The sequence below is a fragment of the Streptomyces pallidus (ex Mingjun et al. 2026) genome, from assembly GCF_051550185.1.
Classification (GTDB): Bacteria; Actinomycetota; Actinomycetes; order Streptomycetales; family Streptomycetaceae; genus Streptomyces.
In genome coordinates, this window is record NZ_CP196181.1 from 6,384,959 (window position 1) to 6,397,680 (window position 12,722).

Sequence of the window (12,722 nt, forward strand, 5' to 3'; positions counted from 1 at the left end):
GGGCGGATGGTTCAGGGGCGGGTGAGCAGCTCCCCGTCGATGACGGTGACGGCGTTCCCGGTCAGGAGGGTGCGGTCGCCCGCCAGGGTGACGCGCACCAGGCCGGTGCGGGCGCCGCCCTGCAGGCCGGTCAGTCGTGTGCGGCCCAGGCGTTCGGCCCAGAACGGGGCGAGGGCGGTGTGGGCGCTGCCGGTGACCGGGTCCTCGTCGATCCCGAAGGCCGGGAAGAAGCCGCGGGAGACGAAGTCGTAGCCGCGGGAGGGGTCCTCGGCCCGTGCGGTGACGATCACCCCGCGGCGGGCGTAGCCGCGCAGGGCGGCGATGTCGGGGGTGAGCCCGCGTACGGTCCGCTCGTCGGCCAGCTCGACGACCAGGTCCCCGACGTGCGCGGACGTGTCGTGGACGGACCGGATGTCGGCGCCGAGGGCCGCGTGCACGGCGGGGTCGGGCGCGACGGGCGTCAGGTCGGAGGTCGGGAAGTCCAGGGTGACGGTGCCGTCCTCGGCGGTCTCGGCGCTGAGGGCGCCGCAGCGGGCGGAGAACCGGATCGGGCCCCGGGCGAGGCCGCCGGCGGCGAGGACGTGTGCGGTGGCCAGGGTGGCGTGGCCGCACATGTCGACCTCGGCGGTCGGGGTGAACCAGCGCAGGGCCCAGTCGGCGTCCCCGCCGGGCGGCAGGGGGTGGGCGAACGCCGTCTCGGAGAGGTTGACCTCGGCGGCGACCTGCTGGAGCCAGGCGTCCGGGGGGAAGCCGTCGTCCAGGAGCAGCACGCCGGCGGGATTGCCGCCGAAGGGGCGGTCGGTGAAGGCGTCGACGATTCGGAGGCGCATGGCCCGACGGTAGGCCCGTTCCTTGATCGCGGACAAACGCCAATCCGGGAGGAGTGGACTGGTCACAGGTGTGTTCGGTACCAGTTTCCGATATATCGTTGACGCATCGCGATCCATTGGCGATAGTTGAGTCATCGCAGGAGCGATACCCGGAGCACCGGAAAGACGGATGGCGAAAGGAGCGCGGTCATGCGTTCACGCGGACAGCACGGACACGGTCACGAGCACGGTCGGGGCCACGGGCGCTGCGGGCCCGACCGTCGGGAGGAGTTCATCGGGCGCCGTGCCGCCTTCGGCCCGTTCGGCCCGCCCTTCGGCGGCGGCCCCTTCGGTGGCCGCGGCGGGCGCGGCGGCATGCGCGGCCGGGCCCGGCGGGGCGACGTGCGCGCCTCGATCCTGGCGCTGCTCAAGGACCGCCCGATGCACGGCTACGAGATGATCCAGGAGATCGGCGAGCGCAGCGGCGGGGCCTGGAAGCCCAGCCCCGGCTCGGTCTACCCGACCCTGCAGCTGCTGGAGGACGAGGGTCTCATCGCGAGCGAGAGCGAGGGCGGCAAGAAGCTCTTCACGCTCACCGACGCCGGGCGTACCGAGGCCGAGTCGGGGCCGGAGGCCCCCTGGGCCGAGGCCGGGCGCGGCGTCGACTTCGAGGCGATGCACGAGGTCCGGACGGCCGGGATCGGCCTGATGGAGGCCTTCGGTCAGGTCTTCAAGACCGGTACGCCCGAGCAGCGCGAGAAGGCGCTCGCCGTGATCAACGACGCCCGGAAGAAGCTCTACCTGATCCTGGCCGACGAGCACTGAGCCCGGTGGCCGACGGGCGTGGCGCGCCCCGCGCGACCTCCCGCGGGGCGCGCCCGCGCGTGCGGTGGCCGTCCTCCGGAGGCGGGGTCAGGCGACCAGGCCGGCGAGCCTGCGCAGCGATTCGTTCAGGGCGGCGGTGGCGGAGTCCTTGAGCTTGCCCGCCATCAGGGAGACGGCCGCGCCGGTGAACTCCCCGTCGATCCGGACGACGGTGGCCCCGCCGTCGGGGGACAGGGTGTAGCGGGTGAGGACGGCGACCCCCATCGGGCCCTTGCCGGTGATGGCGAAGACGCGCTCCTCCTCCAGCTCCGAGACGGTCCAGACGACCTCGGCGGGGAAGCCCATCATCTTCATGTTCTCCGCGAAGGTCGCGCCGACCGCGAGGGTCTCGGGCCCGCCCTTCGGGAAGTCGGTGTGCGTCATGCTCCACCGGCCGTACGCCGGCCAGTCCGTCAGCTGGGCCCAGAGCCGTGCGGGGGACGCCTCGATGCGCGATTCCGCCGTCACTTCTGCCATGCGGCCACCCCTCTCGTCGGGTACGTGCGGCGGAACGTAGCCCTGGCAGGCGGAACATTCAATACTGACTACTCGTCAGATTACAGTCGCTGGTCACCGCGGATATCAGCTGTGTCTCAACAGGCGTCACGGTCGTGACGCTCATGACAAGCCCTGTCATGATGGCCGGATGCAAGCGACTGGGAGGAACGCCGGACTCGGCCTCGCGCTGGTCTCCGCTTTCGCGTTCGGCGGTTCGGGAGTGGCGGCCAAGCCGCTGATCGAAGCGGGGCTGGACCCGCTGCACATGGTCTGGCTCAGGGTGGGCGGGGCGGCGCTGGTGCTGTCCCCGCTGGCCTGGCGGCACCGGGCCCTGGTGCGCCGCAAACCGCTGCTGCTCGCCGGCTTCGGCATCGTCGCCGTCGCGGGCGTGCAGGCCTTCTACTTCGCCTCCCTGTCCCGTATCCCCGTCGGTGTGGCGCTGCTCCTGGAGTACCTCGGGCCCGCGCTGCTGCTCGGCTGGATCCGCTTCGTGCAGCGCAAGCCGGTGACCCGGGCGGCCGCGGCCGGCGCCGCGGTGGCCGTCGTAGGACTGGCGTCCGTCGTCGAGGTGTGGGCCGGGCTGAAGCTGGACGCGCTGGGCGTGCTGCTCGGCCTCTGCGCCGCCTGCTGCCAGGCCTTCTACTTCGTCTTCGCCGACCAGGGGGCCGACGGCGACGACGCTCCCGACCCGATCGGCGTGATCGCGTACGGCATGCTCGTCGGCGCGCTCGTGATGACGGCCATCGCCCGCCCCTGGGAGATCGACTGGCAGGTGCTGGGCGGCGAGGCCCTGATGGGGGACACGCCGGTGCCCGCACCGCTGCTGCTCGCCTGGGTCGTGCTCGTCGCGACCGTGTTCGCGTACCTCACCGGTGTCGTGTCCGTGCGCAGCCTCTCGCCGCAGGTGGCCGCCGTCGTGGCCTTCCTGGAGGCCGTCGTCGCCACCGTCTTCGCCTGGATCCTGCTCGGTGAGCACCTGTCGACGCCGCAGGTCATCGGTGGCGCGCTGGTGCTGGGCGGCGCATTCATCGCCCAGACCGCCCGGCCGGCGCCGACGCCGGCAGAGGGGCGGGCGGACGAAGCGGAGGGGCTCGCGCCGGTCCCGGTGGACCGGCAAGCGACCAGCGCATAGGGTGGCGGGCATGCATTCGACCGTGCTTCCGCCGCCCGCCGCCTAGCGCGGGCGGCCCACGCCATGTGAACCAGGACCCGGCCCGGGAGGACCCCGGGAGGTCCGTGCTGCCCGCGAAGCGATGAGCCGTCCCTTTCATCCTTCACGCATGCGCGGAGAACCACGTGTCGTACCACTCGCCCGCTTCCGGGCGCAGTCTGCTGTTCCTCGTCATCGCCGGCGCCGCCTGGGGCACCGCCGGAGCTGCCGCTTCCCTGCTGTACCTGGCCAGTGACCTCGGTCCGCTCGCCCTGACCTTCTGGCGCTGCGCGGGCGGCCTCGCGGTGCTGCTCGGCGTGCTCGCCGTACGCAGCCGGGTGCGCCGGGCCCGGCCGCGCGGCGCGGCGGTCGCGCCCCGCCCCTCCGTGCGCTCGCTCGTCGGGACCGGGCTGCTGTTCACGCTCTTCCAGGCCGCCTACTTCGCCGCCGTGCAGGAGACCGGCCTCGCCGTCGGCACCGTGGTCACCCTCGGCGCCGGGCCCGTGCTGATCGCCGTCGGGGCCTGGTACCGGATGGGCGAGCGGCTCGGCGCGGGCGGGGTGGCCGCCGTCGCCGGAGCGCTCGCCGGGCTCGTCGTGCTTGTCCTCGGCGGCGGGTCCGGGGAGGTCCGGCCGGTCGGCGTCGGCTGGGCCCTCGCCTCGGCCGCCGGGTACGCCGGCATGACCCTGCGGGCCCGCTCCCTCGGGCGGCGTGGGGCGGCGGGCGATCCGCTCGTCACCACCGCCTGGTCGGCCGGGGTGGGGGCGGTGTGCCTGCTGCCGCTCGCCGCCGTGGAGGGGCTGCTGCCGCACACCGCGGAGCCGGCACGGGTGCTGTGGCTGCTGGTGTACGTCGCCACCGTGCCGACGGCCCTCGCCTACGCCCTGTACTTCACCGGGGCGGCGGCGGTCCGGGCCGCGACCGTGTCGGTGATCATGCTGATCGAGCCGGTCAGCGCGGCGGTGATCGCCGTGCTCGTGCTCGGGGAGCGGCTGACCGGTGCGGTGGTGCTGGGCACCGTCCTGCTGCTCGGTGCGGTGGGCGGGCTGATCGCCGCCGAGGCGCGGCGGCCGGCCGGCGCAGGCCCCGCCGCCGACACGCCCGCCGACGCGGAGCGGCCGGCCGCCGCCCCGGCTCAGAGCGCAGCGAGGTAGTCCGGAGCGGCGGTCCCGGGGGCCAGGTCCGCGGCCGGGACCGGGGTCCCGTGCGCGGGCGCGACGGGGACCACGCCCGACCAGTAGGGCAGGTCCAGGTCCTCGGGGTCGTCGTTCGGACCGCCGGTCCGCACCTTGGCGGACACCTCGGCCAGGTCCAGGCGGATCACGGCGGTCGCGGCGAGCTCCTTGGCGTTCGCGGGCCGGCAGTCGGCCGAGCGGCCAGGCACGACGTGGTCGACCAGGGCGTCCAGGGCCGTGCGGCGCTCGTCCTCGTCGGTCACCTGGTGGGCGGTGCCGTGCACGACCACGGAGCGGTAGTTGAGCGAGTGGTGGAACGCCGAGCGCGCCAGAACGAGGCCGTCCACGTGCGTCACGGTCAGGCAGACCGGCAGCCCCGGGTCTGCCTGACCCGCGGCCAGCAGCGGGCGCGAGCCGGTGGAGCCGTGGACGTAGAGGGTCTCGCCCACCCGGGCGTACAGCGTCGGCAGGACCACCGGGGCGCCGTCGCGGACGAAGCCGAGGTGGCAGACGTAGGCCTGGTCGAGTATCGCGTGGACGGTCGCCCGGTCGTAGCGCGCCCGCTCGCGGGAGCGGCTCGGAACCGTGCGGTCGGTGGGCTCGTACGCGCCGGCCGGCCCGGTGGTTCCCGCTGCCGACCCGGTGGTCCCTGCGGTCTCGGTCGTGGCGGTCATGGCGCAACTCCATTGCACTAGTGCATAATCGGCTTTGTGCTAGGAGAGTATCGGATCGTAGGGCGCCGCGCATCGGAGATCGCGGCGAGCGTGGAGTCGGGCGTGGGGTCGGGTGCGCTCGCGCCCGGCACGCTGCTGCCGCCGATGCGGGAGCTCGCCGCCGGGCTGGGGGTGAACCCGAACACCGTGGCCGCCGCCTACCGCACCCTGCGGGACCGCGGGGTCATCGAGACCGACGGACGGCGCGGCAGCCGGGTGCGCGGCAGGCCCGCCACGGCTCCGCGGGACCAGCTGCGGCCGGCCGTGCCGCCCGGCGCGCGGGACGTGGCCTCCGGCAATCCGGACGTACGACTGCTGCCGCCGCTCGACGCCGCGCTGGCCGCCGCCGCGGCGCGGCACGTCCAGGCGCCGACCCTGTACGGGCACGACCCGGTCGCGCCGGAGCTGGCGCGACCGGCCCGCGCCGGGTTCGACGCGGACGGGGTGCCGGCGGGGCCGCTGGCCGTGACCTCGGGCGCGCTGGACGGGATCGAGCGGGTGCTGACCGCGCACCTGCGCCCCGGGGACGCCGTCGCCCTGGAGGACCCGGGCTGGGGGAGCGTGCTGGACCTGGTGGCGGCGCTGGGCCTGCGGGCGGAGCCGGTGGCCGTGGACGACGAGGGGCCGTCGGCCGCGGGCGTCGAGCAGGCGCTGCAGCAGGGGGCCCGGGCGCTCGTGGTGACCTCCCGGGCGCAGAACCCGACCGGCGCGGCCGTCAGCGCACGGCGGGCGACGGAGCTGCGGGCGGTGCTGGCGGCCCACCAGCAGGTGCTGGTGATCGAGGACGACCACGGGCACGGCATCGTCGACGTCCCCCTGCACCCGCTCGGCGGGGTGACCCGGCACTGGGCGCTGGTGCGGTCCACGGCGAAGGCGTACGGACCGGACCTCCGCCTGGCGGTGCTGACCGGCGACGCGGTGACCCTGGACCGGGTGCGCGGACGCCAGCGCCTCGGACCGGGATGGGTGAGCCGGGTGCTCCAGTACGCGGTGGCCGACCTGTGGTCCTCCGGGCTGGTCGACCCGGCCGCGGTGGCACGCGCGTACGCGCAGCGGCGGGACGCCCTGGTCGCCGCCCTGACGGAGCGCGGGGTACGGGCGCACGGGCGCAGCGGGATGAACGTGTGGGTGCCCGTCGCCGACGAGACGGGGGTGGTGACGCGGATGCTGGCGGCCGGCTGGGCGGTGGCGCCGGGCAGCCGGTTCCGCGTGCGGTCGGGGCCGGGCGTGCGGGTGACGGTGTCCGGGCTGGACGCCGCCGAGGTCGCCCCCCTCGCCGAGGCCCTCGCGGCGGCGGTGCGCCCGGTCCCGACCGGCCGCTTCGACTGAGCGACCGCCGGACCGGCGAACCGGCGAACCGGCCGTGCCCGACCCCGGTCACAGCACTAGCGGCGGCGGGTCTGGGTGAGGGCGGCGCCCGCCAGGACGATCGCCGCGCCCACCGGCGTGTTCCAGTGGAGCTGCTCGCCCAGCAGCACGACGCCGGCCGCGGTGGCGATGACCGGGATGAAGTAGGTGACCATCTGGGCCGTGGTCGGGCCGACCTCCGCCACCAGGCCGTACTGCATCTGCAGGGCCATGCCCGTGCCGAGCGCCCCCAGGGCGACCACGGCCAGCGTCGGCCACAGCGGCAGCCCCGTCGGCGCCGTCGTGAACAGGGAGCTGACCAGCAGCAGCTGGAGCGTGGAGACGAGCAGCTGCCCGCCGGTCAGGGCCACGGGGGAGCCCGGTACCGAGGCCAGGGTGCGGCGGACGTAGATCCAGCCGACGGGGTAGCAGAGCGAGGCCATCAGGGCCAGGGCGGTGCCCTCGGCGTCGACGCCGGAGAAGCCCTGCCATGCCCCGAGGACCGTCAGCACCCCGAGGAAGCCCAGGCCGAGCCCGGCGACCCGGCGCCGGGTCGGGCGGTCCTCGGACAGCGCGACCAGCGACAGCACCATCCCCCACAGCGGGGAGGTGGCGTTGCAGATGCCGGCCAGGCCGGACGGGATCGTCAGCTCCGCGTACGAGAAGAGCGAGAACGGCAGCGTGTTGAGCAGCAGCGCCGCGACGGTGAGGTGGGCCCAGGTACGCCGACCGCGGGGCAGCGGTTCGCGCCGGACCAGGAGCACCGCCAGCAGGGCCAGCGCCCCGAAGAACACCCGGCCCAGGGCGACGTGGAACGGGGCGTACCCCTGGGTGCCCACCTTGATCAGGAGGAAGCTGAAGCCCCAGACCACCGACAGGAGCGCGAAACGCAGGCGCCAGTCCAGCAGGGCGGAGCGGACGGTCCGCGCGGACCGGACGGACCCGGACCGGGCGGGCTGGGAGGCGGGGGCGGCGGCCGGCGGCGGCGTGGGTCGGGGTGTGGCGGGTGCGCTCATGAGGATTACTCTGCTCCGCTCAACTACGTAGGACAAGCGAGATTGTTTTGGTGCGACGGCGTAGTATCGCTTACATGTTGAACCTGGAGCGCCTGCGCACCCTCGACGCCCTCGCCCGCCACGGCTCCGTGAGCGGTGCGGCCGACGGACTGCACGTCACCACCTCCGCGGTGTCCCAGCAGATGGCCAAGCTGGAGCGGGAGATCGGCCAGCCGCTGCTGGCCAGGAACGGGCGCGGGGTCCGCCTCACGGACGCCGGGCGGCTCCTCGCCGAGCACGCGGCCCGGATCCTCTCCCAGGTGGAGGTGGCCCAGGCCGACGTCGAGGCGCAGCGCGGCCGGGCCGTCGGCGAACTGCGGATCGGGGCGTTCCCCACGGCGATGCGCGGCCTGCTGCCCGGGACGCTGACCGCGCTGGCCGCCGCCCACCCCGGCCTGCGGCCCCTGGTGCGCGAGCAGGAACCGGAGGAGAGCATGGCCGCGGTCGTGCGCGGCGACCTCGACCTGGCCCTGGCCATCGACTGGCACAACAAGCGGATGGCGGTGCCGGCCGAGCTCGCCCGCGCCCACCTCCTGGACGACGCCTGCGACATCGCGGTGCCCGTCGGCCACCCGCTGGCCGACCGCGCGCGCATCTCCCTCGGCGAGTTCGCCGCCGACGAGTGGATCTCCTGGAACGAGGGCCAGTTCTGCCACGAGTGGCTCGTCTACACCCTGCGCGGCCTCGGGGTGGAGCCGCGCATCCGGCACATCGCCGAGGAGCACCACACCCAGCTGGCCTTCGTCGAGGCCGGGCTCGGTGTGTGCGTGACCCCGCGGCTCGGCCGCGGTCCGGTGCCCCCGGGCGTGCGCCTGCTGCCGGTGGCCGAGGCCGTCCGCCGGCACGTCTACGTGGTCTGGCGGGCCGACGCCGACCGGAGGCCCTCGATCCGGGCCGCGGTCGACGCCCTCGGTGAGGTCGCCGCGGGGCTCTGAGGCGGCGTACGGGCTCCGCGCGCGGCCCCTACAGCTTGCGGAAGTCCCAGGAGACCACCGCGTCAGGGGCGAGGCGGATCCAGGCGTGCCGCCCGTCGTGCGGCATCTCCGCGATCCCGAAGTTCTTGACCGGGAAGATCCGCTCCACGTCCGCCAGCTCCGGGCACGGCCCGCCCGTACGCGGAGCCTCGCCGACGAAGACCGCGCGGCCCGACAGCTCGACCCCGCGCAGCTCCCCGTACGACTCGCCCGCGTCCACGACCACCGAGACCCGCGGGTCCCGGCGCAGGTCGGACCAGCGGCGGCTGCGGGTGAGCGAGTACAGCCACAGCGCGGTGCCGTCCCAGGCGAACCACAGGGCGCCCACGTGCGGGCGACCGTCCGGCGAGACGGTCGCCACCCGGCAGGTGCGCTGCTCGCGCAGGAAGGCGTCCACCTCCTCGTCCGTCATCATGATCCGTCGGCCCCGCCGCTGGGTCGCGCGTGCGCCGTCCGTCCGCTCCAGGCCTTCCATCCGTACCGCACCCACCCCTTCACATCTGACTGTGTGTCAGGAATCATGCGGGCTCGTCGGCCGCCACGCCAGGGGGAGCCATGACCCGACCCGATCCCGAAACCACCGCTCTGCTCACGGTCGAGTGCCAGAACGGCGTCGTCGGCGAGGAGAGCGCCCTGCCCGAACTCGCCGCGGAGGCCCGGGACTCCGGGATGCTGGAGCGGGTGGCCGCGCTGGTGGACGCCGCGCACACGGCGGGCGTACAGGTGCTGCACGCCGTCGCCGAACGGCGCCCGGACGGCCGGGGGGCCGGTGCCAACGCCCGGCTGTTCCGGGCCGCGGACCGGCTCCCGGTGCGCCAGCTGTCCGGGAGCCGGGCGGTCCGGATCGCGCCGCCCATCCGGGTCGCCGAGGAGGACCTGGTGGTGCGCCGCCTGCACGGCCTCTCGCCGCTGGCCGGGACCGACGTGGACGCCCTGCTGCGCAACCTCGGCGTCCGCACCCTCGTCGTCGCCGGCGTCTCCTCCAACATCGCGATCCCGAACACCGTCTTCGACGCCGTCAACCTCGGCTACCGGGTCGTGGTCCCCGTCGACGCCATCGCCGGGGTGCCCGCCGCCTACACCGCGGAGGTCGTCCGCAACTCGCTCTCCCTGGTCGCCGAGCTGACCACCGCCGCCGCGCTGACAAATGCGTGGGCCCCACCGCGTTGACCGCCGTAACCTGGGCGGATGCTGTCCGAAGTGATCGCGACCCGCTACGTCACGCCCCTGCGTGAGGGCGGCTCGCTTCCCGGGATCGTCGAGGCCGACGACCTCGGGACCTACGTCATGAAGTTCACCGGAGCCGGCCAGGGCCGCAAGACCCTGGTCGCCGAGGTCATCTGCGGCCGCCTGGCCCAGCGGCTGGGCCTGCGGGTGCCGCGCCTGGTGCAGATGCAGCTCGATCCCGTCATCGGGCTCGCCGAGCCCGACCAGGAGGTGCAGGAGCTGCTCAAGGCCAGCGGCGGCCTCAACCTCGGGATGGACTACCTGCCCGGCTCCCTCGGCTTCGACCCGCTCGCCTACCAGGTCGACCCGGTCGAGGCCGGCCGCGTGGTCTGGTTCGACGCCCTCGTCAACAACGTCGACCGGTCCTGGCGCAACCCGAACATGCTGGTCTGGCACGGCGACCTGTGGCTCATCGACCACGGCGCCACCATGATCTGGCACCACAACTGGCCCACCGCGCAGAGCGCCGCGGCCAAGCCCTACAACGCCTCCGATCACGCCCTGGCCCCCGCCGGCCCCGACTTCGCGGCGGCCGCCGCCGAGCTCGCGCCCCTGGTCACCGAGGAGCTGCTGACCGAGGTGGCCGCCGACGTACCCGACGAGTGGCTGGTCGACGAGCCCGGCTTCGACTCGCCCGACGCGGTGCGACGCGCCTACGTGGCGGCCCTGCTGCCGCGCGCGGCCGTGATCCACGAGAGGATCTCCATGGAGCCGCAGGTGAAGGCCCCGCAGAAGCCGCCGGGCTGGCTGACCGATCACCTCACCGAGTGGCCCCACAAGACCAGGACCAAGCAGAAGAGCGGCAACGAGTGACCAAGCGGGACGTGTTCGAGTACGCGCTGGTGCGCGTGGTGCCCCGGGTGGAGCGCGGCGAGTGCTTCAACGCCGGAGTGATCGTCTACTGCCGGGCGCGCTCGTACGTCGCCGCGCGCACCCACCTCGACGAGGCGAAGCTCCTCGCGCTGGACCCGCAGGCCGACGTGACCGGCGTACGGGCGGCGCTGCGCGGGGTGGAGGGCGTGTGCAGCGGCGGTGAGCAGGCCGGCCAGGCGGCGGGCGACGACGCGGGCCGCCGGTTCCGCTGGCTGATCGCGCCGCGCAGCACGGTGGTGCAGCCGGGTCCGGTGCACACCGGGCTGACGGCCGACCCCGAGGCCGAAGTGGAACGGCTGCTCGACCTGTTGGTGCGCTGATCCGTTCGACCCCGCGCCCCCCGGGCCCGGCGCCGTTGACACCGGGTGCCGCGGCTCCTAGCGTCTCCTCAGCTGAAGCTACTAAGCGGTTGCTCACCCATGGGCGACCGCCCAGAGGATTCCAAGGGCGAGGAGATCCAGCATGTCCACCACCGAGCAGCGCGTCGCCGTCGTGACCGGGGCGGCCCGGGGCATCGGCGCGGCCACCGCCGTGCGCCTGGCCGCCGAGGGCCGGGCGGTCGCCGTACTCGACCTCGACGAGGCGGCCTGCAAGGACACCGTCGAGGCCGTCACCCGCGCCGGCGGCAAGGCCCTCGCGGTCGGCTGCGACGTGTCGGACGCGGCGCAGGTGGAGGCGGCCGTCGGACGCGTCGCGAGCGAGCTCGGCGCCCCGACCATCCTGGTCAACAACGCCGGCGTGCTGCGCGACAACCTGCTGTTCAAGATGAGCGACACCGACTGGGACACCGTCATGAACGTGCACCTGCGCGGCGCGTTCCTGATGGCGAGGGCCTGTCAGAAGTACATGGTGGACGCCAAGTTCGGCCGCATCGTCAACCTCTCCAGCAGCTCGGCCCTCGGCAACCGCGGCCAGCTCAACTACTCCGCCGCCAAGGCGGGGTTGCAGGGCTTCACCAAGACCCTGGCCATCGAGCTCGGCAAGTTCGGCGTCACCGCCAACGCCGTCGCCCCCGGCTTCATCGCCACGGAGATGACCGCCCAGACGGCGGCCCGCGTCGGCATGGGCTTCGAGGACTTCCAGGCCGCCGCGGCCACCCAGATCCCGGTGCAGCGCGTCGGCACCCCGGACGACATCGCCAACGCGATCGCCTTCTTCACGGGCGAGGCCGCGGGCTTCGTCTCCGGCCAGGTCCTGTACGTGGCCGGCGGCCCGCTCAACTGACGAGGGACGGGACGCGGTCATGGCGTACGAGGGAACGGACAGCGGCAGGGTCGCGCTGGTCACCGGCGCGAGCCGGGGCATCGGCTACGGCATCGCCGAGGCGCTGGTGGCCCGGGGCGACCGGGTGTGCATCACCGGCCGCGGCGAGGACGCGCTGAAGGAGGCCGTCGAGCGGCTCGGCGCGGACCGGGTGATCGGCGTCGCCGGCAAGGCGCACGACGAGGGCCACCAGGCCGTCGCCGTCGAGCGCACGATGGAGGCCTTCGGGCGGGTCGACTTCCTGATCAACAACGCGGGCACCAACCCGGTCTTCGGCCCGATCGCGGACCTGGACCTGAACGTCGCCCGCAAGGTCTTCGAGACCAACGTGATCTCCGCGCTGGGGTTCGCCCAGCGCACCTGGCACGCCTGGCAGAAGGACAACGGCGGCGCGATCGTGAACATCGCCTCGATCGCCGGCGTCTCCGCCTCGCCCTTCATCGGCGCCTACGGGATGAGCAAGGCCGCCATGGTCAACCTCACCCTGCAGCTCGCGCACGAGATGGCCCCGGGGGTCCGCGTCAACGCGATCGCGCCGGCGGTGGTGAAGACCAGGTTCGCGCAGGCGCTCTACGAGGGCCGGGAGGCGGAGGCCGCCGCGGCCTATCCGCTCGGCCGCCTGGGCGTTCCGGCGGACATCGGTGGAGCTGCGGCATTTCTTACCTCTGCGCAAGCGGAATGGATCACCGGCCAAACTCTGGTCGTCGACGGAGGAATGTTCCTCAATGCCGGGGTTCACTGATCGATAATCGGACGTATTTGCCTCCCGCCGGG

Annotated in this window: 15 protein-coding genes; 10 read left to right on the forward strand and 5 right to left on the reverse strand. The window is 74.1% G+C overall.

The genetic code is table 11. The features are described 5' to 3' along the window. Window positions 1–11 precede the first annotated feature (11 nt). Entirely contained in the window at window positions 12–830 is an 819-nt protein-coding gene (locus tag ACSHWO_RS28380; RefSeq protein ID WP_438316122.1) for a PhzF family phenazine biosynthesis protein, read from the reverse strand. A 189-nt stretch (window positions 831–1,019) separates the two neighbouring features. Here ACSHWO_RS28380 and ACSHWO_RS28385 point away from each other — a divergent pair, with 189 nt between their 5' ends. Next, window positions 1,020–1,634, forward strand: coding sequence for a PadR family transcriptional regulator (locus tag ACSHWO_RS28385; protein ID WP_438316125.1), 615 nt, complete (start codon window positions 1,020–1,022; stop codon window positions 1,632–1,634). 87 nt (window positions 1,635–1,721) lie between these two features. On the opposite strand, the gene ACSHWO_RS28390 is transcribed toward ACSHWO_RS28385, so the two are convergent. Further along, complete coding sequence (locus tag ACSHWO_RS28390; RefSeq protein ID WP_361097802.1) at window positions 1,722–2,150, reverse strand: type II toxin-antitoxin system Rv0910 family toxin; 429 nt, start codon at window positions 2,148–2,150, stop codon at window positions 1,722–1,724. A 169-nt stretch (window positions 2,151–2,319) separates the two neighbouring features. Between ACSHWO_RS28390 and ACSHWO_RS28395 the strand changes: the two genes are divergently transcribed. Next, on the forward strand, window positions 2,320–3,303 hold the full coding sequence (locus ACSHWO_RS28395; RefSeq protein ID WP_438316129.1) for an EamA family transporter: 984 nt from the start codon (window positions 2,320–2,322) through the stop codon (window positions 3,301–3,303). 164 nt (window positions 3,304–3,467) lie between these two features. Next, entirely contained in the window at window positions 3,468–4,475 is a 1,008-nt protein-coding gene (locus ACSHWO_RS28400) for a DMT family transporter (protein ID WP_361097796.1), read from the forward strand. On the opposite strand, the gene ACSHWO_RS28405 is transcribed toward ACSHWO_RS28400, so the two are convergent. Next, entirely contained in the window at window positions 4,457–5,170 is a 714-nt protein-coding gene (locus tag ACSHWO_RS28405; protein WP_438316133.1) for a pyridoxamine 5'-phosphate oxidase family protein, read from the reverse strand. The genes ACSHWO_RS28400 and ACSHWO_RS28405 overlap by 19 nt on opposite strands. A 36-nt stretch (window positions 5,171–5,206) precedes the next feature. Here ACSHWO_RS28405 and ACSHWO_RS28410 point away from each other — a divergent pair, with 36 nt between their 5' ends. After that, window positions 5,207–6,538 carry an aminotransferase class I/II-fold pyridoxal phosphate-dependent enzyme gene (locus tag ACSHWO_RS28410; protein ID WP_361097790.1) on the forward strand — a complete coding sequence of 444 codons (1,332 nt, stop codon included), beginning with the start codon at window positions 5,207–5,209 and terminating at the stop codon, window positions 6,536–6,538. Window positions 6,539–6,594: 56 nt separating this feature from the next. Here the strand turns inward: ACSHWO_RS28410 and ACSHWO_RS28415 are convergent, their stop codons facing one another. Continuing rightward, a complete protein-coding gene (locus ACSHWO_RS28415) occupies window positions 6,595–7,572 on the reverse strand; it encodes a DMT family transporter (protein ID WP_438316137.1) in 978 nt (325 codons plus the stop codon). A gap of 74 nt (window positions 7,573–7,646) precedes the next feature. Here ACSHWO_RS28415 and ACSHWO_RS28420 point away from each other — a divergent pair, with 74 nt between their 5' ends. Next, window positions 7,647–8,546 carry a LysR family transcriptional regulator gene (locus ACSHWO_RS28420; protein ID WP_385845230.1) on the forward strand — a complete coding sequence of 300 codons (900 nt, stop codon included), beginning with the start codon at window positions 7,647–7,649 and terminating at the stop codon, window positions 8,544–8,546. A gap of 28 nt (window positions 8,547–8,574) precedes the next feature. Here the strand turns inward: ACSHWO_RS28420 and ACSHWO_RS28425 are convergent, their stop codons facing one another. Further along, window positions 8,575–9,060, reverse strand: coding sequence for a pyridoxamine 5'-phosphate oxidase family protein (locus tag ACSHWO_RS28425; RefSeq protein WP_438319294.1), 486 nt, complete (start codon window positions 9,058–9,060; stop codon window positions 8,575–8,577). A gap of 80 nt (window positions 9,061–9,140) precedes the next feature. Here ACSHWO_RS28425 and ACSHWO_RS28430 point away from each other — a divergent pair, with 80 nt between their 5' ends. From ACSHWO_RS28430 to ACSHWO_RS28450, 5 genes are all read left to right on the forward strand, one after another. Beyond that, the gene (locus ACSHWO_RS28430; protein WP_438316141.1) at window positions 9,141–9,755 is read left to right on the forward strand and encodes a cysteine hydrolase; all 615 of its coding nucleotides are present in this window, start codon (window positions 9,141–9,143) and stop codon (window positions 9,753–9,755) included. 18 nt (window positions 9,756–9,773) lie between these two features. Continuing rightward, window positions 9,774–10,625, forward strand: a complete 852-nt coding sequence (locus ACSHWO_RS28435; protein ID WP_385845236.1) for a HipA family kinase — start codon at window positions 9,774–9,776, stop codon at window positions 10,623–10,625. Next, window positions 10,622–11,005: a DUF3037 domain-containing protein gene (locus ACSHWO_RS28440; RefSeq protein WP_361097776.1), complete on the forward strand. Its 384-nt coding sequence runs from the start codon at window positions 10,622–10,624 to the stop codon at window positions 11,003–11,005. Before ACSHWO_RS28435 ends, ACSHWO_RS28440 begins: the two co-directional genes overlap by 4 nt. Before the next feature lie 142 nt (window positions 11,006–11,147). Continuing rightward, on the forward strand, window positions 11,148–11,909 hold the full coding sequence (gene fabG, locus ACSHWO_RS28445) for a 3-oxoacyl-ACP reductase FabG (RefSeq protein ID WP_385845241.1): 762 nt from the start codon (window positions 11,148–11,150) through the stop codon (window positions 11,907–11,909). 19 nt (window positions 11,910–11,928) lie between these two features. Further along, window positions 11,929–12,690 carry an SDR family oxidoreductase gene (locus tag ACSHWO_RS28450; RefSeq protein ID WP_361097770.1) on the forward strand — a complete coding sequence of 254 codons (762 nt, stop codon included), beginning with the start codon at window positions 11,929–11,931 and terminating at the stop codon, window positions 12,688–12,690. Window positions 12,691–12,722 lie beyond the last annotated feature (32 nt).

Coding starts and splice junctions, on each gene's coding strand:
- ACSHWO_RS28425 (WP_438319294.1), bottom strand. CDS start 9,060: ATGGAAGGCCTGGAGCGGACGGACGGCGCACGCGCGACCCAGCGGCGG.
- ACSHWO_RS28405 (WP_438316133.1), bottom strand. CDS start 5,170: ATGACCGCCACGACCGAGACCGCAGGGACCACCGGGTCGGCAGCGGGA.
- ACSHWO_RS28390 (WP_361097802.1), bottom strand. CDS start 2,150: ATGGCAGAAGTGACGGCGGAATCGCGCATCGAGGCGTCCCCCGCACGG.
- ACSHWO_RS28415 (WP_438316137.1), bottom strand. CDS start 7,572: ATGAGCGCACCCGCCACACCCCGACCCACGCCGCCGCCGGCCGCCGCC.
- ACSHWO_RS28450 (WP_361097770.1), top strand. CDS start 11,929: ATGGCGTACGAGGGAACGGACAGCGGCAGGGTCGCGCTGGTCACCGGC.
- ACSHWO_RS28385 (WP_438316125.1), top strand. CDS start 1,020: ATGCGTTCACGCGGACAGCACGGACACGGTCACGAGCACGGTCGGGGC.
- ACSHWO_RS28435 (WP_385845236.1), top strand. CDS start 9,774: ATGCTGTCCGAAGTGATCGCGACCCGCTACGTCACGCCCCTGCGTGAG.
- ACSHWO_RS28430 (WP_438316141.1), top strand. CDS start 9,141: ATGACCCGACCCGATCCCGAAACCACCGCTCTGCTCACGGTCGAGTGC.
- ACSHWO_RS28395 (WP_438316129.1), top strand. CDS start 2,320: ATGCAAGCGACTGGGAGGAACGCCGGACTCGGCCTCGCGCTGGTCTCC.
- fabG (WP_385845241.1), top strand. CDS start 11,148: ATGTCCACCACCGAGCAGCGCGTCGCCGTCGTGACCGGGGCGGCCCGG.
- ACSHWO_RS28380 (WP_438316122.1), bottom strand. CDS start 830: ATGCGCCTCCGAATCGTCGACGCCTTCACCGACCGCCCCTTCGGCGGC.
- ACSHWO_RS28420 (WP_385845230.1), top strand. CDS start 7,647: ATGTTGAACCTGGAGCGCCTGCGCACCCTCGACGCCCTCGCCCGCCAC.